This is a genomic window from Mycobacterium sp. 1245805.9, from assembly GCF_001672915.1.
Lineage (GTDB): Bacteria > Actinomycetota > Actinomycetes > Mycobacteriales > Mycobacteriaceae > Mycobacterium.
In genome coordinates, this window is record NZ_LZKR01000018.1 from 1 (window position 1) to 20,192 (window position 20,192).

The 20,192-nt window shown below is 70.1% G+C and carries 20 protein-coding genes and 1 pseudogene; 17 read left to right on the forward strand and 4 right to left on the reverse strand.

All coding sequences use genetic code 11. The features are described 5' to 3' along the window. Both A9X00_RS02910 and A9X00_RS02915 read left to right on the forward strand, forming a co-directional pair. A pseudogene (locus A9X00_RS02910) lies at positions 1–718 on the forward strand (primosome assembly protein PriA); the annotation flags it as partial. Positions 719–840: 122 nt separating this feature from the next. Further along, on the forward strand, positions 841–1,329 hold the full coding sequence (locus A9X00_RS02915; protein ID WP_067148978.1) for a MarR family winged helix-turn-helix transcriptional regulator: 489 nt from the start codon (positions 841–843) through the stop codon (positions 1,327–1,329). 5 nt (positions 1,330–1,334) lie between these two features. Here A9X00_RS02915 and A9X00_RS02920 read toward each other — a convergent pair whose 3' ends face one another. Further along, entirely contained in the window at positions 1,335–2,150 is an 816-nt protein-coding gene (locus A9X00_RS02920; RefSeq protein WP_067148982.1) for a class I SAM-dependent methyltransferase, read from the reverse strand. Between the two features lie 101 nt (positions 2,151–2,251). Here A9X00_RS02920 and fmt point away from each other — a divergent pair, with 101 nt between their 5' ends. The 4 genes from fmt to ribD are packed head-to-tail and all read left to right on the forward strand — an operon-like array spanning position 2,252 to position 6,306. Beyond that, positions 2,252–3,190 carry a methionyl-tRNA formyltransferase gene (fmt, locus tag A9X00_RS02925; RefSeq protein ID WP_067149050.1) on the forward strand — a complete coding sequence of 313 codons (939 nt, stop codon included), beginning with the start codon at positions 2,252–2,254 and terminating at the stop codon, positions 3,188–3,190. Next, positions 3,187–4,554 (forward strand): RsmB/NOP family class I SAM-dependent RNA methyltransferase, encoded by a 1,368-nt coding sequence (locus A9X00_RS02930; protein WP_156771909.1) that lies wholly within the window; start codon positions 3,187–3,189, stop codon positions 4,552–4,554. Before fmt ends, A9X00_RS02930 begins: the two co-directional genes overlap by 4 nt. A 37-nt stretch (positions 4,555–4,591) precedes the next feature. Beyond that, complete coding sequence (rpe, locus tag A9X00_RS02935) at positions 4,592–5,281, forward strand: ribulose-phosphate 3-epimerase (protein ID WP_067148985.1); 690 nt, start codon at positions 4,592–4,594, stop codon at positions 5,279–5,281. Then, the gene (gene ribD, locus A9X00_RS02940; protein ID WP_067148988.1) at positions 5,278–6,306 is read left to right on the forward strand and encodes a bifunctional diaminohydroxyphosphoribosylaminopyrimidine deaminase/5-amino-6-(5-phosphoribosylamino)uracil reductase RibD; all 1,029 of its coding nucleotides are present in this window, start codon (positions 5,278–5,280) and stop codon (positions 6,304–6,306) included. The genes rpe and ribD overlap by 4 nt, the downstream gene beginning before the upstream one ends. A gap of 4 nt (positions 6,307–6,310) precedes the next feature. On the opposite strand, the gene A9X00_RS02945 is transcribed toward ribD, so the two are convergent. Together A9X00_RS02945 and A9X00_RS02950 are read right to left on the reverse strand one after the other, a co-directional pair. Continuing rightward, positions 6,311–7,873 (reverse strand): MFS transporter, encoded by a 1,563-nt coding sequence (locus A9X00_RS02945; protein ID WP_067148991.1) that lies wholly within the window; start codon positions 7,871–7,873, stop codon positions 6,311–6,313. Beyond that, positions 7,870–8,577 carry an LppX_LprAFG lipoprotein gene (locus A9X00_RS02950; RefSeq protein WP_067148993.1) on the reverse strand — a complete coding sequence of 236 codons (708 nt, stop codon included), beginning with the start codon at positions 8,575–8,577 and terminating at the stop codon, positions 7,870–7,872. Before A9X00_RS02950 ends, A9X00_RS02945 begins: the two co-directional genes overlap by 4 nt. An 84-nt stretch (positions 8,578–8,661) precedes the next feature. On the opposite strand from A9X00_RS02950, the gene A9X00_RS02955 reads away from it, so the two are divergent. Continuing rightward, positions 8,662–9,267, forward strand: coding sequence for a riboflavin synthase (locus A9X00_RS02955; RefSeq protein ID WP_067148996.1), 606 nt, complete (start codon positions 8,662–8,664; stop codon positions 9,265–9,267). 60 nt (positions 9,268–9,327) lie between these two features. Here A9X00_RS02955 and A9X00_RS02960 read toward each other — a convergent pair whose 3' ends face one another. Continuing rightward, a complete protein-coding gene (locus tag A9X00_RS02960; protein WP_067148999.1) occupies positions 9,328–9,696 on the reverse strand; it encodes a hypothetical protein in 369 nt (122 codons plus the stop codon). Positions 9,697–9,911: 215 nt separating this feature from the next. Here A9X00_RS02960 and A9X00_RS02965 point away from each other — a divergent pair, with 215 nt between their 5' ends. The 10 genes from A9X00_RS02965 (at position 9,912) to whiA (ending at position 20,110) form a co-directional block, all read left to right on the forward strand. After that, positions 9,912–11,189 carry a bifunctional 3,4-dihydroxy-2-butanone-4-phosphate synthase/GTP cyclohydrolase II gene (locus tag A9X00_RS02965; RefSeq protein ID WP_067149002.1) on the forward strand — a complete coding sequence of 426 codons (1,278 nt, stop codon included), beginning with the start codon at positions 9,912–9,914 and terminating at the stop codon, positions 11,187–11,189. Then, positions 11,186–11,668 (forward strand): 6,7-dimethyl-8-ribityllumazine synthase, encoded by a 483-nt coding sequence (gene ribH / locus A9X00_RS02970; RefSeq protein WP_067149004.1) that lies wholly within the window; start codon positions 11,186–11,188, stop codon positions 11,666–11,668. Before A9X00_RS02965 ends, ribH begins: the two co-directional genes overlap by 4 nt. A gap of 50 nt (positions 11,669–11,718) precedes the next feature. Next, positions 11,719–12,129 (forward strand): PH domain-containing protein, encoded by a 411-nt coding sequence (locus A9X00_RS02975; RefSeq protein ID WP_067149056.1) that lies wholly within the window; start codon positions 11,719–11,721, stop codon positions 12,127–12,129. Between the two features lie 66 nt (positions 12,130–12,195). Further along, complete coding sequence (locus tag A9X00_RS02980; protein ID WP_067149059.1) at positions 12,196–12,816, forward strand: hypothetical protein; 621 nt, start codon at positions 12,196–12,198, stop codon at positions 12,814–12,816. A gap of 151 nt (positions 12,817–12,967) precedes the next feature. Beyond that, positions 12,968–13,477, forward strand: a complete 510-nt coding sequence (locus tag A9X00_RS32295) for a PE family protein (RefSeq protein ID WP_067149007.1) — start codon at positions 12,968–12,970, stop codon at positions 13,475–13,477. Between the two features lie 1,014 nt (positions 13,478–14,491). Then, positions 14,492–14,968, forward strand: a complete 477-nt coding sequence (locus A9X00_RS02990; RefSeq protein ID WP_067149010.1) for an RICIN domain-containing protein — start codon at positions 14,492–14,494, stop codon at positions 14,966–14,968. A gap of 318 nt (positions 14,969–15,286) precedes the next feature. Next, positions 15,287–17,230 (forward strand): excinuclease ABC subunit UvrC, encoded by a 1,944-nt coding sequence (gene uvrC / locus A9X00_RS02995; RefSeq protein ID WP_067149013.1) that lies wholly within the window; start codon positions 15,287–15,289, stop codon positions 17,228–17,230. Next, the gene (gene rapZ, locus A9X00_RS03000; RefSeq protein WP_067149015.1) at positions 17,227–18,102 is read left to right on the forward strand and encodes an RNase adapter RapZ; all 876 of its coding nucleotides are present in this window, start codon (positions 17,227–17,229) and stop codon (positions 18,100–18,102) included. Before uvrC ends, rapZ begins: the two co-directional genes overlap by 4 nt. Beyond that, a complete protein-coding gene (locus A9X00_RS03005; RefSeq protein ID WP_067149018.1) occupies positions 18,099–19,136 on the forward strand; it encodes a YvcK family protein in 1,038 nt (345 codons plus the stop codon). Before rapZ ends, A9X00_RS03005 begins: the two co-directional genes overlap by 4 nt. Next, positions 19,133–20,110 carry a DNA-binding protein WhiA gene (gene whiA / locus A9X00_RS03010; RefSeq protein WP_067149062.1) on the forward strand — a complete coding sequence of 326 codons (978 nt, stop codon included), beginning with the start codon at positions 19,133–19,135 and terminating at the stop codon, positions 20,108–20,110. Before A9X00_RS03005 ends, whiA begins: the two co-directional genes overlap by 4 nt. The last annotated feature ends 82 nt before the right edge of the window (positions 20,111–20,192 follow it).

Sequence of the window (20,192 nt, forward strand, 5' to 3'; positions counted from 1 at the left end):
CGCGGTGCGCGCCGTCGTCGTCGGGGCCCGGCGCACCGCCGAGGAACTGGGCCGCGCGTTCGCCGGCATACCGGTCGTCACCTCGGCGGGCGACGCCGTCGTGCCCGAAGTCGCCGATCGCCCGGCCCTGGTGGTCGCCACGCCGGGCGCCGAGCCCCGCGCGGCGGGCGGGTACGGGGCGGCGCTGCTGCTGGACACCTGGGCGCTGTTGGGCCGGCAAGACCTGCGCGCCGCCGAGGACGCGCTGTGGCGCTGGATGAGCGCCGCCGCGCTGGTGCGTGCCCGCGGCGACGGCGGCGTGGTGATGGTGGTCGCCGAATCGTCCATTCCCACAGTGCAATCGCTGATCCGCTGGGATCCGGTGGGGCACGCGGAGGCCGAGCTGACGGCGCGGGCCGAGGTGGGGCTGCCGCCCAGCGTGCACATCGCCGCCGTCGACGGAACGGCGGGCGCCGTCGCGGCGCTGCTCGAACAGTCCCGGCTGCCCGGCCGGGAGGATTTCCACGCCGAGCTGCTGGGCCCGGGCGGCCTGCCGGCGGGCGTGCGACGCCCGGCCGGCACCCCCGCCGGCGCGTCGGTGACCCGGATGCTGGTGCGGGTGCAGCGGCCGCAGGGTCTGGCGCTCGCGGCCGCCCTGCGCAGCGCCGTCGGCGTGCTGAGCGCGCGGCAGGACAACGAGCCGGTGCGGGTGCAGATCGATCCGCTGCACATCGGGTAGCGCCGAATCTGCGTCGTGGCGATAGTATTCGTGGGAAACAATCTCTGAGCTCGATATTGGAAGGCTGTTACACTGCCAACTCTTTGCTGGTGGGCCGGGAGCAAGTCCGGAGGAGGGGCGCGATGGTGGCAGACAACTCGACGGCAGCGGACGAGTCTTTGGACGTGATCACCGACTCGTTGCTGACCGCCTCCCGTTTGCTGGTTGCCATATCGGCGCGGTCGATCAGCCAGGTCGACGAGACCATCACCATTCCGCAGTTCCGGACCCTGGTGATCCTGTCCAATCGGGGCCCGGTCAACCTGGCCACGCTGGCCAGCCTGCTGGGGGTGCAGCCGTCGGCCACCGGCCGGATGGTCGACCGGCTGGTGGCCGCCGGTCTGATCGACCGCCTCCCGCATCCCACTTCCCGCCGCGAGCTGCTCGCCGCGCTGACCAAGCGCGGCCGCGAGGTCGTCCGCAAGGTCACCGCGTATCGGCGCGCCGAGATCGCCACCATCGTGGAGAAGATGCCGCCGCCGGAGCGCCACGGGCTGGTGCGGGCCCTGACCGCCTTCACCGCCGCGGGCGGCGAGCCCGACGTCCACCTGGACGCGGACCTCGACCTGTAGCAGATTCACCGCCGCTCGGCGGTGACCAGCAGGTACTCCCACCGCATGCCGTCCTCGCGCAGGTACGTGCGCGCGAGTTCGACCAGTTGGGCGTCGAGCTCGGCGGCCAGCACCCGGTTGTGGCCGATGTTGGCGTACGCCTCGATGGTCGGGCCGTAGTGGTGCTTGAAGTACGCGTGCACGTCCTCGGCGCTGTCGAACCGGTTCACCCGCAGGTTGCGCCGCAGCGTCGTGACGCGCCCGACCCGGTCACCCAGCAGTCCGGCGACGTAGCCCTCGCGGCCCCACAGCGCGGCGGGGAACACGGCCGGCGACAGGCTCGGCCGGTACGGCCTGATGGTCGCCAGCATCCGCCCGAAGAAGCCCTCCGGGGTCCAGCTGATCACGCCGATCGTCCCGCCGGGCCGGCAAACCCGCACCAGCTCGTCGGCGGCGCGCCGGTGGTCGGGCGCGAACTGCACGCCGATCGCCGAGATGACGGCGTCGAATTCGCCGTCGCCGAACGGCAGCGCGTGCGCGTTGGCCTCGCGGTAGTCGAGCGTCAGCCCCAGCGCCGCCGCCCGCGCCTGGGACCGCCGCAGCAATTCGGGCGTGAGGTCGGTGGAAACGACGTCGGCGCCCGTCGCAGCGGCGGGAAGCGAGATGTTGCCCGAGCCGGCGGCCACGTCGAGCACCCGCGCGCCCGGCCCGATACCCGCCGCGGCGACCAGGACCGGGCCCAGCGGCGCCATCACCTCCTCGGCCATCAGGGCGTAGTCCCCGAGCGCCCACATGGCGCGGTGTGTTGCCGCAAGGGCGTCGGTGGTGGTGTCGAGCGTCATCGGACCTCCCATAATAGTAGACGTAGGAAACAATATACTGATGCAACTGTGTGAAACCTGGGCATGTCCTGGGCGGATCCGGTGCTTCCTAGACTTGTGCGGTGCGTCTCGTCTTCGCCGGCACCCCCGAACCCGCGCTGCCCGCGCTGCGCAGCCTCATCGACTCGCCCCGGCACGAGGTGGTGGCGGTGTTGACCCGACCCGACGCCGCGTCCGGGCGGCGCGGCAGGCCCGAGCCGTCGCCGGTGGCGCGCGAGGCGCTCGACCGCGGCATCCCGGTGCTGCGCCCGGCGCGGCCCAATTCGCCGGAGTTCGTCGCCGAGCTGTCGGAGCTGGCGCCGGACTGCTGCCCGGTGGTGGCATACGGCGCGCTGCTGCGCGACGACCTGCTCGCGGTGCCCCCGCACGGCTGGATCAATCTGCACTTCTCGCTGCTGCCCGCGTGGCGCGGCGCGGCGCCGGTGCAGGCCGCGATCGCCGCGGGTGACGAGATCACCGGGGCGACCACGTTCCGGATCGAGCCGAGCCTGGACTCGGGACCGGTGTACGGGGTCGTCACCGAGACGATCCGGCCGACCGACACCGCGGGCGATCTGCTTGGGCGCCTTGCGCTTTCGGGGGCGGCGCTGTTGTCGGCCACGCTGGACGGCATCGCCGACGGGACGCTGACCCCGCGGCCGCAACCCGCCGACGGGGTCAGCATGGCGCCGAAGATCACCGTCGAATCCGCCCGGGTGCGCTGGGAGCTGCCCGCGCCCGTGGTGGAGCGGCGGATCCGCGCCGTCACGCCCAACCCGGGCGCCTGGACGCTCATCGGTGATTTGCGCATCAAGGTCGGGCCCGTGCAGCTCGACTCGGGCCCAACGGCCCCAAAACTACTGCCGCCCGGTGTCATTCACGCGGACCGCAAGAACGTGTGGGTCGGCACCGGCTCGGAACCGGTGCGGCTGGGCCAGATTCAGCCGCCGGGCAAGAAGTTCATGAACGCCGTCGACTGGGCTCGCGGCGCCCGCCTCGACGCGGCCGCCCGGGCGTCGTGAACAACCGGGGGCGCCCCAGGAGGCGCCGGCCGCTGGACCCGGCGCGCGCCGCCGCGTTCGAGGTGCTGCGCGCCGTCAGCGAGCGCGACGCGTACGCCAACCTGGCGCTGCCCGCGGTGCTGCGCCAACGCGGAATCACCGGCCGCGACGCCGCTTTCGCCACCGAGTTGACCTACGGCACCTGCCGCACCCGCGGGCTGCTCGACGCGGTCATCGGCGCGGCCGCCGGGCGATCGCCGGAGGCCATCGACCCGGTGCTGCTCGACCTGCTCCGGCTGGGCGCCTACCAGCTGCTGCGCACCCGGGTCGACGCGCACGCCGCGGTGTCCACCACGGTCGAGCAGGCCGGCATCGAATTCGATTCCGCCCGAGCGGGTTTCGTCAACGGCGTGCTGCGCACCATCGCCGGGCGGGACGAGAAGTCCTGGGTCGGCGAGCTGGCCCCCGACCCGTCGCGGGATCCGGTCGGGCACGCCGCGTTCGTGCACGCGCACCCGCGCTGGGTCGCCCAGGCCTTCGCCGACGCGCTCGGCGCGGCCGCGACCGAGCTGGACGCGGTGCTGGCCAGCGACGACGCGCGCCCCCAGGTGCACCTGGCGGCCCGGCCCGGGGTGCTGACCGCGGCCGAGCTGGCCGAGGCGGTCGGCGGCACCGTCGGCCGGTATTCGCCGTACGCGGTGTACCTGCCGGGCGGGGATCCCGGGCGGCTGGCGCCGGTGCGCGACGGCGCCGCGGTGGTCCAGGACGAGGGCAGCCAGCTGGTGGCCCGCGCGCTGACCCTGGCGCCGGTCGACGGCGACGCCGGGCGGTGGCTGGACCTGTGCGCCGGTCCGGGCGGCAAGACCGCGCTGCTGGCCGCGCTGGGCTCGGAGTCGGGGGCCCGCGTGACAGCGGTGGAGCCGGCGCCGCGCCGCGCCGAGATGGTCGAGGAGAACACCCGCGGGCTGCCGGTCGACGTGGTGCGGGTCGACGGGCGGGAGAGCGGCCTCGAGCCAGGGTTCGACCGGGTGCTCGTCGACGCGCCGTGCACCGGGCTGGGCGCGTTGCGGCGCCGCCCGGAGGCCCGGTGGCGGCGCCCGGCCGCCGACGTGCCGGCGCTGGCCAAGCTGCAACGCGAGCTGCTGGCCGCCGCGATCGCGCTGACCCGGCCCGGCGGCGTCGTGCTGTACGCGACCTGTTCGCCGCACCTCGCGGAAACCGTTGGCGTGGTTGCCGACGCGCTGCGCCGCCATCCGGTGTCCGAGCTGGACACCCGGCCGCTGTTCGAGCCCGCCACTGGGCTCGGGGAGGGAAATTCGGTGCAGCTGTGGCCACACCGGCACGGCACCGACGCGATGTTTGCCGCCGCGCTGCGCCGCGTCTGAAGTGATGTTGGCCCCTCGGCTCAGTAGTGTGGCGCACATGCCTGGCAACAGCGGTAGGGCGCTGATCGCCCCGTCGATCCTCGCCGCCGATTTCGCCCGACTCGCCGACGAAGCGGCCGCCGTGCGCGGCGCGGACTGGTTGCACGTCGACGTGATGGACAACCACTTCGTGCCCAACCTGACCATCGGCCTGCCCGTGGTGGAGGCCATGCTGGCCACCACCACGATCCCGATGGATTGCCACCTGATGATCGAGGATCCGGACCGCTGGGCGCCGCCCTACGCCGAGGCGGGCGCCTACAACGTCACCTTCCACGCCGAGGCCACCGACAATCCCGTCGGGGTAGCCCGCGACATCCGCGCCGCCGGTGCGAAGGCCGGGATCAGCGTGAAACCCGGCACGGCGCTGGAGCCCTACCTCGAGATCCTGCCGCACTTCGACACCCTGCTGATCATGTCGGTCGAGCCCGGTTTCGGCGGCCAGAGCTTCATTCCCGAGGTGCTCGGGAAGGTCCGCGCCGTGCGCAAGCTGATCGAGGCGGGGGAGTTGACCATCCTGGTCGAGATCGACGGCGGCATCAACGAGGACACCATCGAGCAGGCCGCCGAAGCCGGCGTCGACTGCTTTGTCGCCGGGTCGGCGGTGTACGGGGCGGAAGACCCGGAGGCCGCGGTCGAGGCGCTACGGCGGCAGGCCGCGGCCGTGTCAGCGCACCTGCGCGCATGAACCAGCCCCAGTCGGTCGACAGCCTCGACGCGGCCATGCGCCTGGCGATCGAACACTCCTACCAGGTCAAGGGCACCACCTACCCGAACCCGCCGGTCGGGTGCGTGATCGTCGACCCCGAGGGCCACGTCGTCGGCGTGGGCGCCACCGAGCCCGCCGGCGGCGACCACGCCGAGGCGCCGGCGTTGCGGCGGGCCGGCGGTCTGGCCGCGGGCGGCATCGCGTTCGTCACCCTCGAGCCGTGCAATCACTACGGCAAGACGCCGCCGTGCGTCAATGCCCTGATCGAGGCGAGGGTGGGCACGGTCATCTACGCCGTCGGCGACCCGAACGCGATCGCGGGCGGGGGCGCCGGGCGGCTGCAGGCCGCCGGGGTGCAGGTGCGCTCGGGCGTCCTGGCGAACGAGGTGGCCGCCGGGCCGCTGCGCGAGTGGCTGCACAAGGTGCGCACCGGGCTGCCGCACATCACCTGGAAGTACGCCAGCAGCGTCGACGGGCGCAGCGCCGCCGCCGACGGCACCAGCCAGTGGATCTCCAGCGAGGCGTCCCGGTTGGACCTGCATCGCCGGCGCGCCATCGCCGACGCGATCGTGGTCGGCACGGGCACAGTGCTGGCCGACGACCCGGTGCTGACCGCCCGGCTGGCCGACGGCTCGCTGGCCAACCGCCAACCGCTGCGGGTGGTGGTGGGCATGCGCGAAATACCGCCGGAGGCAAAGGTTCTCAACGACGATTCGCGCACCATGGTGATTCGCACCCACGACCCCATGGAGGTCATCAAGGCGCTCTCGGACCGCACCGACGTCCTGCTCGAGGGCGGCCCCACCCTCGCCGGGGCCTTCCTGCGCGCCGGGGCGATCAACCGGATCCTGGCCTACGTGGCGCCGATGCTGGTGGGTGGCCCCATCACGGCGGTCGACGACGTGGGGGTGCCCACTATCGCGCGGGCGCTGCGCTGGCAGTTCGACGGGATCGACCGGGCCGGCCCCGATCTGGTGCTCAGCCTGGTGCCGCAGGGCGGCTAGCTGATCAGGGGGTGGGCGCCGCGTTGACTTCGGCCGGCTGCTCGGCGACTTCCGGTTCCTCGGCGTGCTCCTTGCGGCCGCTGACCAGAAGGCCCAGCAGCGCGCCCGCCACACAGATGCCGACGGTGACCATGAAGATGTCGCCGTACATCGCCGCGAAGGCCTTGATGTACATGGTGCCCTGGGCGAGCACGCGTTCCAGCAGGCTGGCGTCCGGCGGGATCGCCGCCGTCAACCCGGCCACGATCTGGTTGAACCGGTAGAAGCCCCACGCCGTCAGCGCGGCCACACCGATCAGCATGCCCGTCATGCGGGCCACCACCACCGCCGCCGAGGCGATGCCGTGTTGCGCGGCGGGCACCACCCGCAGGGCGGCCGACGACAGCGGCCCGATCACCAGGCCCAGTCCGAGGCCGGCCACCAACAGGTCGGCGTGGATCGTTGGCACGCTGAACAGCCCGAAGAAGTTGACCTTGTGCCCCATGATGTCTTCGCGCCAGTAGTGAATCAGCCAGTACCCGTAGGCGGCGATGAGCAGCCCGACGAAGATCATGATCCGGTCGCCGATGCGGGTGGCGATCCAGCCGCCCAGCACCGCGCCGATCGGCAGGGCGATCAAGAACCACAGCAGCAGCCCGGCCGCCTGGTTCTGATTCATCTGCAGCACGCCCTGCCCGAACAGCTCCACGTCGACCAGCGTCACCATCAGCGCCGCGCCCGCGCTCAACGAGGCGCCCAGCGCCGCCAGGAACGGGCGGAAGTGCACCCCGGCCGGGTCGATCAACCGGGTGCGGGAGAACCGCTCCCACACCACGAAGGCCACCGCGGCGACGACCGCGCCGATCACCAACGGCAACCCGTAGCTGGGCAGCACCTGCTTGCCGTCGGGGTTGGGGTTGTACAGGCCGATCACCGCGAGCCCCAGCGCGACGGCCAGCAGCAGACCACCGACCAGGTCGATCCGTTCCGGCGCCTCGGTGCGATCGCGCGACGGCAGGCTGAACTGGATCATCACCATCGCGATCAGCGTCAGCGGGACGTTGATCCAGAACACATATCGCCAGTCGTGGAACAACCAGACGATGAAGATGCCGTACAGCGGGCCCAGCACGCTGCCGAGCTCCTGCGCGGCGCCGATGCCGCCCAGCACGCCGGCGCGGTTGCGCTGCGACCAGAGGTCGGCGCCCAGCGCCAGGGTGACCGGCAACAGCGCGCCGCTGGCCACGCCCTGGATGGTCCGGCCGGCGATCAGCATGTGGAAGTCGCCAAACTGTCCGGCCAGCGCCGTGACCACCGACCCCACGATGAACAGGCCCAGGGCCGCCTGCAGCAGCAGCTTGCGGCCGAACCGGTCCGAGGCCCGGCCCAGCAGCGGCATGGCCGCGATGTAGCCCAGCAGGTACATCGTCACAATCCAGGTGATCCGCTGCAACTGGTTCACCGGGATCCCGACGTCGGACATGATGTCGCGCATGATGGTGACCACGACGTAGGTGTCGAGGGCCCCCAGCAGCACCGCAAGGCTGCCCGCGCTGATCGCGACGCGGCGTCCGGCCCGAGTGCTCATGAGATCACCGGGGGCTTGGTGACGGTGACCGGCGCGCCCCAGTTGGACATGTTCATCTGCAGCGAATTGCCCGAGCTCTTTTCCAGGCTGGCCTGAACCAGCTGGTGGTCACCGTTCTCCTGGATCCACACCGTGCCCGGCACCTGCCCCGACGCGGTGAACTGCGGCACCAGCTTGTTCACCGCGTCCGCGGAGAACTTCCCGCTGATCTTGACGGCTTCCTGCCCGTCGATGTTGTCGCGCCCCTCGGCCTTGGCATCGGTGAAGTTGTTCAGCGCGTTGGCCAGCCCGGTGTCCGGGTTCAGGATCACCGAGACGTCGTAGATGTCGGAGGCCTTCCCGAAATCGCTCCACTTGTTCGGTGTGAGCGTGGCGTACAGGTCGCCGTCGACGACGACGAAGTCGGCTTGAAGGTCAGACCCCCCGACGGTGAGCGTGGCGTTTCCCGACGCGGCGGTGGCCGGCGCGTTGGTGAGGTCACCCGTCAGCACCTTGATGGGCAACCCCGGAATCTTGCCGTTCACCTTGATCACGAGGTGGGCGCTCTTGACGTTCTTCGTCGTGGCGGCGGATTGCTTGACCAGGTTGGTGGCGTCGGGGAGCGGCCCGCCGCTCACCTTCGGGCCCGAGGAGCATCCGGCGACCAGAGCGGCGGCGAGAGTCAGGGAAGCGAGGACGGCCAGTAGACGGTGGCGAGTCGGCATACCCTGCATCGTAGAGGGTGCCCGTGACCGGCTCAGGGAACACGGGCCCCGCTTGGCCGCCCATCGGCCCGTTAACCTGGTGCAATGTTCACCGGAATTGTCGAGGAGCTCGGGGAGGTGACCGGCCGCGACATCCTCGATGACGCCGCGCGGCTGACCATCCGCGGGCCGATGGTGACCGGCGACGCCGGGCATGGCGATTCGATCGCCGTCAACGGCGTGTGCCTCACGGTCGCCGAGCTGCTGCCGGACGGCCTGTTCACCGCCGACGTGATGGGCGAGACCCTGAACCGGTCCAACCTGGGCGAGTTGCAGGTGGGCAGCCGCGTCAACCTCGAGCGCGCCGCGGCCCTCAACAGCCGCCTCGGCGGACACATCGTGCAGGGGCACGTCGACGGCACCGGCCGCATCGTCGCCCGCACGCCCTCCGAACACTGGGAGGTCGTGCGGATCGAGGTGCCCGCGGCGGTGGCCCGCTATGTCGTCGAGAAGGGCTCGATCACCGTCGACGGGATCTCCCTGACCGTGTCCGCGCTGGGCTGCGAGCCGCGGGACTGGTTCGAGGTCTCCCTGATCCCGACGACGCGCGAGCTGACCACCCTCGGCCGTGCGCCCGTCGGGACGCAGGTGAACCTGGAGGTCGACGTCATCGCCAAATATGTTGAGCGGCTGATGAAAGCGGACCGCTAGCAGCGGCGGCGTGGCAACCGGCTGCAGCGGCCCGCTCCACACCAGGCGGTTATGCGCTGGTTACAGCCCGCGCCAGACGGGGCCATCCCAGTAGCCCCAGTCATTGAACTGGGCATTCCAGACCACCTGGGCCCAGGGCGCCCACGGCGGCGGCGGGGGCATCGGCCGCGCCCACGGAGGCGGCGGTCCCCAGCCGGCCGGGCCGTAGTTGTCATCCCAGTCGCGGCAGTTGTTCCAGTTCTGGTAGGGGCCCCAACCCGGGTCCCATTGCTGGCCCGGGCACCAGTGATGGTGATTTGCGGGCGCCGGGGGAGGCGCCGCCTGGGCGGTGCCGGAAGTCAGCCCGAGCGCGGCCGCGGCCATTCCGCCGGCCGCCAACGCACCGGTGCACAGGCGGACCCATGTCTTGGTTTGCGTGTTTGTATTCATGCCCTTCGGATTTCCGTTAACAGGGAGCCCAAAACGGCTTCCGGCGTCCCGCGCCGCACCTCACATGTGGTTCATAGCTGGGGCTTACGCCCGGCTTACGTCGCGCGACCTTTCGGGCAGAAAACCCGTGGCAATAACGGCGGTGGCGCGGTGGTTCATACTGAATGCAACACTTGGGCCGCTCCCCGGGCCCCTACGAGAGCAAGGCAACAGAGATGACGAGGTTGGACTCCGTCGAGAGGGCGGTTGCCGACATTGCGGCCGGTAAGGCCGTCGTCGTCATCGACGACGAGGAGCGCGAGAACGAGGGCGACCTGATCTTCGCGGCCGAGAAGGCCACGCCGGAGATGGTGGCCTTCATGGTCCGCTACACCTCGGGATACCTGTGCGTACCGCTGGACGGCTCGATCTGCGACCGGCTCGGTCTGCTGCCGATGTATGCCGTGAACCAGGACAAGCACGGGACCGCCTACACCGTCACCGTCGACGCGAGGGACGGTGTGGGAACCGGGATTTCCGCCTCCGACCGGGCCACCACGATGCGGCTGTTGGCCGATCCGGCCAGCGTTGCCGACGATTTCACCCGTCCCGGCCACGTGGTTCCGTTGCGCGCCAAGGACGGTGGCGTGTTGCGCCGGCCGGGCCACACCGAGGCCGCCGTCGACCTCGCCCGGATGGCGGGGCTGCAACCCGCCGGCGCGATCTGCGAGATCGTCAGCCAGAAGGACGAGGGCTCGATGGCGCAGACCGACGAGTTGCGGGTCTTCGCCGACGAGCACGACCTCGCGCTGATCACCATCGCCGATCTGATCGAGTGGCGGCGCAAGCACGAGAAGCACATCGAGCGCATCGCCGAGGCGCGCATACCGACCCGCCACGGGGAGTTTCGCGCCATCGGCTACTCCAGCATCTATGAGGACGTCGAGCACGTGGCGCTGGTTCGTGGCGAGATCGCCGGGCCCAACGCCGCCGTCGACTACGTCTTGGTCCGCGTGCACTCCGAATGCCTCACCGGGGACGTGTTCGGCTCCCGCCGCTGCGACTGCGGGCCCCAGCTGGACGCGGCGATGGCGATGGTCGCGCGCGAGGGGCGCGGCGTGGTGCTGTACATGCGCGGCCACGAGGGCCGGGGCATCGGGCTGATGCACAAGCTGCAGGCCTACCAGCTGCAGGACGCCGGGGACGACACCGTCGACGCCAATCTCAAGCTCGGATTGCCCGCCGACGCAAGGGATTACGGGATCGGCGCGCAGATCCTCGTCGACCTCGGCGTGCGCTCCATGCGGCTGCTGACCAACAACCCGGCCAAGCGGGTCGGGTTGGACGGGTACGGCCTGCACATCATCGAGCGGGTGCCGCTTCCGGTGCGGGCCAACGCCGAGAACATCCGCTACCTGATGACCAAGCGCGACAAGATGGGCCACGACCTGGTCGGGCTGGACGACTTCCACGAATCCGTGCATCTGCCGGGCGAATTCGGGGGTGCGCTTTGAGTGGTGGTGCGGGCATTCCGGACGTGCCGCCGCTCGACGCGTCGGGCCTGCGGCTGGCCATCGTGGCCAGCACCTGGCACGCCGAAATCTGCGACGCGCTGCTCGATGGCGCCCGCAAGGTCGCGTCCGAGTCGGGCATCGACGACCCGACCGTGGTCCGGGTGATCGGGGCGATCGAGATCCCGGTGATCGCACAGGAGCTGGCCCGAAACCACGACGCCGTCGTCGCCCTGGGCGTCGTAATCCGCGGCCAGACACCGCATTTCGACTACGTGTGTGACGCGGTCACGCAGGGCCTGACGCGGGTTTCGCTGGACGCGTCGACGCCGGTGGCCAACGGGGTGCTGACCACCGACACCGAGGAGCAGGCGCTGGATCGGGCCGGCCTTCCGGAATCGGCCGAGGACAAGGGCGCCCAGGCCACCGGGGCGGCCCTCGCCACCGCGCTGACGTTGCGTGACCTGCGCGCTCGGTCGTGACTTCGCCGTCGAGCAGCGAGGTCTGGGATGTCGAGCTGCGTCCCCACCGCATGCCGTTGTTCGTTTACATCGCCGCGTTTCTAATCGCCGCGGCACACATCGTGGTGGGCCTGCTGCTCAAGATCAAGTCCAGCGGGGTGATCTTCCACACCTCCGATCAGGTGGCGATGGCCGCCCTGGGCCTGGTGATCGCCGGTGGCGTGCTGTTGTTCGCGCGCCCGCGGCTGCGGGTGGGACCGGCGGGGCTCTCGGTGCGAAACTTGTTCGGGTACAAGCTGATTCCCTGGGCTGACGTGGTCGGCGTGTCGTTTCCCGCCGGCCGCCGCTGGGCGCGCATCGACCTCCCCGACGATGAGTACGTTCCGCTGATGGCGATCCAGGCCGTCGACAAGGAGCGCGCCGTCGAAGCCATGGACACCGTGCGGTCGCTGCTCGCGCGATATCGGCCGGACCTCGGCTAAGCGCTGTACCATCACCGGGTGGCGCGTCATCTATGGGCGGCTCCCGCGCTGGTCATCGCCGCGGTGATGGTGGGCGGCTGCGCGACCTCGGTGGCGGGTCGAGCGGTACGGGCTCCCGGTCAGCCGGGCGTCCCCGCGAATGCGCACGTGGCGATCTCGGCGCGCGAGTTGCTGTTGGCGGACGGGGACACCACCCCGTTCGGCTCGGCGACGGCGACACCCGTGGGCGACAACTACTTCACCAGCGCCCGGCCACCCGAATGCTCGGCGGCCTTGCTGTTCAAGGGTTCCCCGCTGGTGCCTGCCGGCTCGGCGGAGCACGCCGAGTCCGCCTATCGTTTCGGCGGCCCGGCGCTGTACGCCGAGTCGGTCGACGTCTACGACAAGGCCGTGAAGCCCCACGACGTGGTGTCGAAGGGCTTCGCCGCCATCGCCAAATGCCATGGCGAGGCCGCCGGGGTGTCGCCCACCGGGGTGTTTCCGCCGATGCGCCTCAGCTTCTTCGGCACCACCGACGACGGCGTCCTGGTCTGGACCATGGCCCATCCGAAGTGGACGTGCGACTACGGGCTGGCGGTGTTACCGCGGGTGGCCCTGATGCTGTCGGCATGCGACAGCAAGCCCGGATTTCCGATGAAGGACTGGGCGCCGAAACGCCGGGCGCAGATCGACCGGCGGACCGCCTGAGCCGCGTGCCTTGTCGCCGGGCCCGCCCTAGTCCGGCGATACGAAGTTAAGTACTCGGCCTGTCCGCCAGTTGTCGAAACCAGTAGTCCCCTACTGACGCCAATCCCCGAGGAAGAGCGCATCCTCGGTGGGCGGCCAAGGAGGTGGCGAGATGTCCTATGTGATTGCGGACCCAGAGATGATGACGGCGGCGGCAGGGGACTTGGCAGCCATCGGCTTGAACGTCAACGAGGCCCACATGGCGGCCGCGGCTCCAACCATCGCGGTGATACCCGCCGCCGCCGATGAGGTGTCGACAGGTATCGCGCACCTGTTCTCCCAGCACGCCGCGAACTATCAGGCGCTGGCCGGTCAGGCGGCGGCCTTCAACGACCAGTTTGTGCAGACACTCAACAGCGGCTTGGCCGCCTTAACTTATACCGAGGCCAACAGCGCCGTGGGACTGTCGATGCTGTTTTCGCTGCTGCCGCCCGGGATTCAGAACGAGCTGCAAACGGCGTTGCACGACCTCGTATCGTTGGCAGAGCTTCTCATCCTCGGGATCCTCGTCGGCGCTATCGTGGCCGCCTTCTTGTTCCTCATCCTGTACGGCATCGTGGTGACAAGCGGGCCGGGCATCCTGATGCATCCGCTCCAGTTCCTGCAGGCGTTTGGGCTGTGACCGACCACCATTCAAAAGCCCGCACAGGGCAAATGAGGGCCATGACGGCCCAGGCCGCATGGCCCGAAAAGCGGAGCAGCCCAGCAACTTCGGCCCCGCACCAGACCCGGATGACCCTCCGCCGTTTTGACAGGATCAAGGAAGATCTGTTTGCGGTGTTTGCGGCGGCACTACCGGTCCTCCCGGCGGTTCTCCCACCGCCGCGGGAGGTGGTGCCGGAACTGGCACACCTTCACCGGGAAGAACGGGTGCGCTGGCAAATCCAGCTGGTTCCATATGATCTCTGCACGCGTTAGGAACGGGAACCATATACCATTTCCAAGCGCCGGGCGGATTTGGCGCCGGTGCCATGCTGTTGTCGGGGCACCGCCATGTGCAACTGACACCGCCGGCACCCGGACCGCCAAGGCCGAGAGTGGCACCCCCGGCAATTGCCGCGCCAGCATCGACAGCCAGGCCCCCTGCCTCACAGTGCAAATGTGATTCATTGATTTCGGTGGGCCAATCACAATAAGCCCCCTGGGCAAAGAAAACGTTGGCCCCGGTCAGCACGGCGGGATAATCACACAAACCGGCATGGGCCCTCGGGGCCGGGAAAATAAAAATCGCACCGGATACCAGTATCGGAACGAGCCAAAGTTTATTCATTGGCCGCGCTCCCGAGACCCGCGCGGGTGAAGTCCGTGCACGTCGATGCGTTGCCCCCCACGCCCCGCCTCCTGTCCCACAGCTACGGGCAACATCGCTGGATTTCGGTGAAGTGTTGCGCGGTAGCGCGATCGGCACGCCAGCGATCAGATGTGGGGGTCGGGGCTACGACGATGGTTCCCGGGCGGACCTGCCGGCAAAGTAAGCCGCGGAGCGGGGCACAAAACCGGGCGGCGCCCAGCGACCGCCCGACCGCCAGTAGACCGTGTTTGGCGCGTTGCCGCCTGAAATCGGGCGGCCATGATTGTATTAGCGGCTGAATCACGTGCGGTGACGGAAGGTTGACGAGGCCGAAGGAACTGGCAAATGCATCAGTTGCGGGTGATGGGCGGTCTCGGCCGGGCCCTTGTCGTGGTCAGTACGGTGCTCTATGCCGCGGTGGTGCTCGCTGGTACGGCGGCCGCCGATGACCCGGTCCAGTTGAGAAGCCGGCTCGGCGATTTTTGTCTGGACGCCCCGAGTGGGAATTTTTACGCCGCCGTGGTGATCAATCCCTGCAATGGTTCGGACTCCCAGCGCTGGTACCTCAATGGTCGGCAGTTGCAGAACGTGGCTTCCCCCGGGGGGTGCCTGATAAATCCGGCGGGCGACAGTGTGTTTGCCCACCTCGGACCCTGTATCGGGATGTGGAACCAAAATTGGAATCTCGATCCCAATGGCGCGGTCACGACTGATCCGGGGTGGCTCTGCCTCGCGGTCCTCGGCGGGCCGGGCCCGGGGACTTGGGTCTCCACCCGCTATTGCAACGGTGATCCGGGCCAAGCCTGGGACGTCATCTCGTGACGGGCTCGCGTTTGTGCGCGCCCTCCGGTAAGGCGCCGTCTTTCTAACGGTGGCCACTGGCCTAGCCAATGCGCAAATCCCGACATGCATTGCGCGCCAACCGTCCGCGCCGCTCGTTCGCGACCTCGGACGGATGGTCGGCCGCCGGCGCCCCGTGCCGGTTACCGGGTGCGGCGCCAGCAGCTCGGTGGGCAGCTCGAGCATCTCGAGCACGTCTTCCGCGAGGGTCTACGGTGCGGACGTGCGGGGTCCGACGAGCGGATCCGGCGGTTTTCGGGGGCCGTCGGATGTGTCTTGAGCGGCTACTAGCCTGGTTACGTGCCAGATCCCGCAACGTACCGCCCCGCGCCCGGGTCCATCCCGGTCGAGCCCGGCGTCTACCGGTTCCGGGACGTGCACGGGCGCGTCATCTACGTCGGCAAGGCCAAGAGCCTGCGCAGCAGGCTGACGTCCTACTTCGCCGACGTCGCCGGCCTGCACCCGCGAACCCGCCAGATGGTGACCACCGCGGCCAAGGTCGAGTGGACGGTGGTCAACACCGAAGTCGAGGCCTTGCAGCTGGAATACAACTGGATCAAGGAATTTGATCCGCGCTTCAACGTCCGCTACCGCGACGACAAGTCCTACCCGGTGCTGGCCGTCACCCTCAACGAGGAATTCCCGCGGCTGATGGTGTATCGCGGTCCGCGGCGCAAGGGCGTCCGCTACTTCGGCCCCTACTCGCACGCGTGGGCCATCCGAGAGACGCTGGACCTGCTCACCCGGGTGTTCCCGGCGCGCACCTGCTCGGCCGGAGTGTTCAAGCGGCACAAGCAGATCGACCGCCCGTGCCTGCTCGGGTACATCGACAAGTGCTCGGCGCCGTGCATCGGCAGGGTCAGCGCCGAGCAGCACCGCCAGATCGTGGAGGACTTCTGCGACTTCCTGTCCGGCAAGACCGACCGGTTCGCCCGCGAGCTGGAACACGAGATGAACGCCGCGGCCGAGCGGCTCGACTTCGAACGGGCCGCGCGGCTGCGGGACGACCTGGGTGCCTTGAAGCGGGCCATGGAAAAGCAGGCCGTAGTGCTGGGTGACGGAACCGACGCCGACGTGGTCGCCTTCGCCGACGACGAGCTGGAGGCGGCGGTGCAGGTGTTCCACGTGCGCGGCGGCCGGGTCCGCGGCCAGCGCGGCTGGATCGTCGAAAAGTCCGGGGACCCTGGCGAATCCGGCGAGGAGCGTCTGGTCGAGCAGTTCCTGACGCAGTTCTACGGCGAGCAGGCCGAGCTGGGCGGCTCCGCCGACGAGGCCGCCAACCCGGTGCCCCGCGAGGTGTTGGTGCCGTGCCTGCCGTCCAACTCCGAGGAGCTGACCAGCTGGCTCTCCGGCCTGCGCGGTTCGCGCGTCACCTTGCGGGTGCCGCGGCGCGGCGACAAGCGCGCGCTGGCCGAGACCGTGCAGCGCAACGCGAAAGAGGCGCTGCAGCAACACAAGCTGAAGCGCGCCGGTGACTTCAACGCGAGATCCGCCGCGCTGCAGAACATTCAGGACGCGCTCGGCCTTGCCGACGCGCCGCTGCGCATCGAATGCGTCGACATCAGCCACGTGCAGGGCACCGACGTGGTGGGCTCGCTGGTGGTGTTCGAGGACGGCCTGCCCCGCAAATCCGACTACCGCCACTTCGGCATCCGGGAGGCCGCCGGGCAGGGCCGCTCCGACGACGTCGCCTCCATCGCCGAGGTGACCCGCCGCCGCTTCGCGCGGCACCTCGCCGAACAACAGGACCCCAATATGCTTTCCCCGGAAGGGAAATCGCGGCGCTTCGCGTACCCGCCCAACCTGTACGTCGTCGACGGCGGCGCGCCGCAGGTCAACGCGGCCAGCGCCGTGCTCGACGAGCTCGGCATCAACGACGTCGCGGTGATCGGACTGGCCAAGCGGCTGGAAGAGATCTGGGTGCCCTCGGAGCCGGACCCGATCATCATGCCGCGCAACAGCGAGGGCCTCTACCTGTTGCAGCGCGTGCGCGACGAGGCGCACCGGTTCGCCATCACCTACCATCGCAGCAAGCGATCCAAGCGAATGACCGCGTCAGCGCTGGACTCGGTGCCAGGATTGGGAGAGCATCGCCGCAAGGCGCTGGTAACGCATTTCGGATCGATAGCCCGCCTCAAGGAGGCCACCGTCGACCAGATCACCGCCGTGCCGGGCATCGGCGTGGCCACGGCCACGGCCGTCCTCGAGGCGCTGCGACCCGAACAGACCGAGGGCGCGCAGTGACCAGTCAGGCGGGCATCGACGTCGTCCTGGTGACGGGATTGTCGGGGGCCGGGCGGGGCACGGCGGCCAAGGTGCTCGAGGACCTCGGCTGGTATGTCGCCGACAACCTGCCGCCCCAGCTCATTACGCGGATGGTGGATTTCGGGCTGGCCGCCGGTTCGCGCATCACCCAGCTGGCGGTGGTGATGGACGTGCGCTCGCGCGGCTTCACCGGCGACCTCGACGAGGTGCGCAACGAGTTGGCCACCCGCAACATCAGCCCGCGCGTGGTGTTCATGGAGGCCTCCGACGACATGCTGGTGCGCCGCTACGAGCAGAACCGGCGCAGCCACCCGCTGCAGGGCGACCAGACGCTGGCCGAGGGCATCGCCGCCGAGCGCAGGATGCTGGCCCCGGTCCGCGCCACCGCCGACCTGATCATCGACACGTCGACGCTGTCGGTGCGGGGCCTGCGGGAGAGCATCGAGCGCGCGTTCGGCGGCGACACCGGCGCGTCCACCGCCGTCACCGTCGAATCGTTCGGCTTCAAATACGGGCTGCCGATGGACGCCGACATGGTGATGGACGTCCGGTTCCTGCCCAACCCGCACTGGGTCGACGATCTGCGCCCACTCACCGGGCAGCACCCCGCGGTGCGTGACTACGTATTGGGCCAGCCCGGCGCGGGCGAGTTCCTCGACGCTTACCATCAATTGCTAAATCTGGTTGTCGACGGCTACCGCCGGGAGGGCAAGCGCTACATGACGGTCGCCATCGGCTGCACCGGCGGCAAGCATCGCAGCGTCGCGATCGCCGAGGCATTGATGCAGCGATTGAGGGGTAACCCGCAGCTGACGGTACGGGCGCTGCACCGGGATCTGGGTCGCGAATGAGTGAAGGCATCGTTGCGCTGGGGGGCGGACACGGCCTGTACGCGACGCTGTCCGCCGCCCGCCGGCTGACGCCCTACATCACCGCCGTGGTCACGGTCGCCGACGACGGCGGCTCGTCCGGCCGGCTGCGCAGCGAGCTGGACGTGATCCCACCCGGCGACCTGCGAATGGCCTTGGCGGCGTTGGCATCTGACAGCCCGTACGGCCGGCTGTGGGCGACGATTCTGCAGCACCGATTCGGCGGCACCGGCGCCCTGGCCGGGCACCCGATCGGCAACCTGCTGCTGGCCGGCCTGTCCGAGGTGCTGGCCGATCCAGTCGCCGCCCTCGACGAGCTTGGCCGCATCCTCGGCGTCAAGGGCCGGGTGTTGCCGATGTGCCCGATCGCGCTGCAGATCGAGGCCGACGTGTCCGGCCTGGAGGCCGATCCCCGGATGTTCCGGCTGATCCGCGGGCAGGTGGCGATCGCGACCACGCCCGGCAAGGTGCGGCGGGTGCGGCTGCTGCCGCCCGACCCGCCGGCGACCCGGCAGGCCGTCGACGCGATCATGGCCGCGGACCTGGTGGTGCTGGGCCCCGGGTCGTGGTTCACCAGCGTGATCCCGCACGTGCTGGTCCCGGAGCTGGCGACGGCGCTGCGGGCCACCACCGCCCGGCGCGCGCTGGTGCTCAACCTGGTGGCGGAGCCCGGGGAGACGGCGGGCTTCTCAGTCGAGCGCCATCTGCACGTGCTGGCCCAGCACGCGCCCGGTTTCACCGTGCACGACATCATCATCGACGCCGAACGGGTGCCCAGCGAACGCGAACGCGAGCAACTGCGCCGCACCGCGACGCTGCTGCAAGCCGAGGTCCACTTCGCTGACGTGGCCCGACCTGGTACACCTTTACATGACCCGGGCAAGCTCGCGGCGGCGCTGGACGGGGTCCGAGCGGGTCACAAGAGTGGCTTAGAAGGTCGAGGAGCCCCTTTGGATCGGACCACGGCACAGATGCGGGTCGACGGTGAGACGAGGGGTGACGACGCGTGGCGATGACGACCGAAGTCAAGGACGAGCTGAGCCGCCTGGTTGTGAAATCGGTCAGCGCGCGGCGCGCGGAGGTCACGTCCCTGCTGCGGTTCGCCGGGGGGCTGCACATCGTGGGCGGCCGGGTGGTCGTCGAGGCCGAGGTGGACCTGGGCAACGTCGCGCGCCGGCTGCGCAAGGACATCTTCGAGCTCTACGGGTACAACGCCGTCGTGCATGTGTTGTCCGCCAGCGGGATTCGCAAGAGCACCCGGTATGTGCTGCGGGTGGCCAACGACGGCGAGGCGCTGGCGCGCCAGACCGGTCTGCTCGACATGCGGGGGCGCCCGGTGCGCGGGCTGCCGGCCCAGGTGGTCGGCGGCAGCGTCGCCGACGCCGAGGCGGCGTGGCGGGGGGCCTTTTTGGCGCACGGGTCGCTGACCGAGCCGGGACGTTCGTCGGCCCTGGAGGTCAGCTGCCCCGGCCCGGAGGCCGCGCTGGCGTTGGTCGGCGCCGCGCGCCGGCTCGGGGTCCGCGCGAAGGCGCGCGAGGTGCGCGGCGCCGACCGGGTGGTGGTGCGCGACGGTGAGGCGATCGGCGCCCTGCTGACCCGGATGGGGGCCCAGGACACCCGGCTGGTCTGGGAGGAGCGGCGGATGCGCCGCGAGGTCCGCGCGACGGCCAACCGCCTGGCCAACTTCGACGACGCCAACCTGCGCCGGTCGGCGCGGGCGGCGGTCGCGGCGGCCGCCCGGGTGGAGCGCGCGCTGGAGATCCTCGGCGACAGCGTCCCGGACCATCTGGCCTCGGCGGGCCGGCTGCGCGTCGAGCACCGGCAGGCGTCGCTGGAGGAGCTGGGCCGCCTGGCCGACCCGCCGATGACGAAAGACGCTGTGGCCGGGCGTATTCGACGCCTGCTGTCCATGGCCGACCGCAAGGCGAAGGTCGACGGCATTCCCGACACCGAGTCGGCCGTCACGCCCGACCTGCTGGAGGATGCGTAATTCGGCGCGTGGTGCTCGGGTGACCCCTAAACTACTTGCCCGGGGAGGCGGCGCACACGCCAGAATTTGTGCCGGATAACCC

Bases quoted from the DNA above. Each gene is read 5' to 3' on its own strand.
- A9X00_RS02915 (WP_067148978.1), top strand. From the start codon at position 841: ATGGTGGCAGACAACTCGACGGCAGCGGACGAGTCTTTGGACGTGATC.
- A9X00_RS02920 (WP_067148982.1), bottom strand. From the start codon at position 2,150: ATGACGCTCGACACCACCACCGACGCCCTTGCGGCAACACACCGCGCC.
- rpe (WP_067148985.1), top strand. From the start codon at position 4,592: ATGCCTGGCAACAGCGGTAGGGCGCTGATCGCCCCGTCGATCCTCGCC.
- ribD (WP_067148988.1), top strand. From the start codon at position 5,278: ATGAACCAGCCCCAGTCGGTCGACAGCCTCGACGCGGCCATGCGCCTG.
- A9X00_RS02945 (WP_067148991.1), bottom strand. From the start codon at position 7,873: ATGAGCACTCGGGCCGGACGCCGCGTCGCGATCAGCGCGGGCAGCCTT.
- A9X00_RS02950 (WP_067148993.1), bottom strand. From the start codon at position 8,577: ATGCCGACTCGCCACCGTCTACTGGCCGTCCTCGCTTCCCTGACTCTC.
- A9X00_RS02955 (WP_067148996.1), top strand. From the start codon at position 8,662: ATGTTCACCGGAATTGTCGAGGAGCTCGGGGAGGTGACCGGCCGCGAC.
- A9X00_RS02960 (WP_067148999.1), bottom strand. From the start codon at position 9,696: ATGAATACAAACACGCAAACCAAGACATGGGTCCGCCTGTGCACCGGT.
- A9X00_RS02965 (WP_067149002.1), top strand. From the start codon at position 9,912: ATGACGAGGTTGGACTCCGTCGAGAGGGCGGTTGCCGACATTGCGGCC.
- A9X00_RS02975 (WP_067149056.1), top strand. From the start codon at position 11,719: ATGCCGTTGTTCGTTTACATCGCCGCGTTTCTAATCGCCGCGGCACAC.
- A9X00_RS02980 (WP_067149059.1), top strand. From the start codon at position 12,196: ATGGTGGGCGGCTGCGCGACCTCGGTGGCGGGTCGAGCGGTACGGGCT.
- A9X00_RS32295 (WP_067149007.1), top strand. From the start codon at position 12,968: ATGTCCTATGTGATTGCGGACCCAGAGATGATGACGGCGGCGGCAGGG.
- A9X00_RS02990 (WP_067149010.1), top strand. From the start codon at position 14,492: ATGCATCAGTTGCGGGTGATGGGCGGTCTCGGCCGGGCCCTTGTCGTG.
- A9X00_RS03005 (WP_067149018.1), top strand. From the start codon at position 18,099: ATGAGTGAAGGCATCGTTGCGCTGGGGGGCGGACACGGCCTGTACGCG.
- whiA (WP_067149062.1), top strand. From the start codon at position 19,133: ATGACGACCGAAGTCAAGGACGAGCTGAGCCGCCTGGTTGTGAAATCG.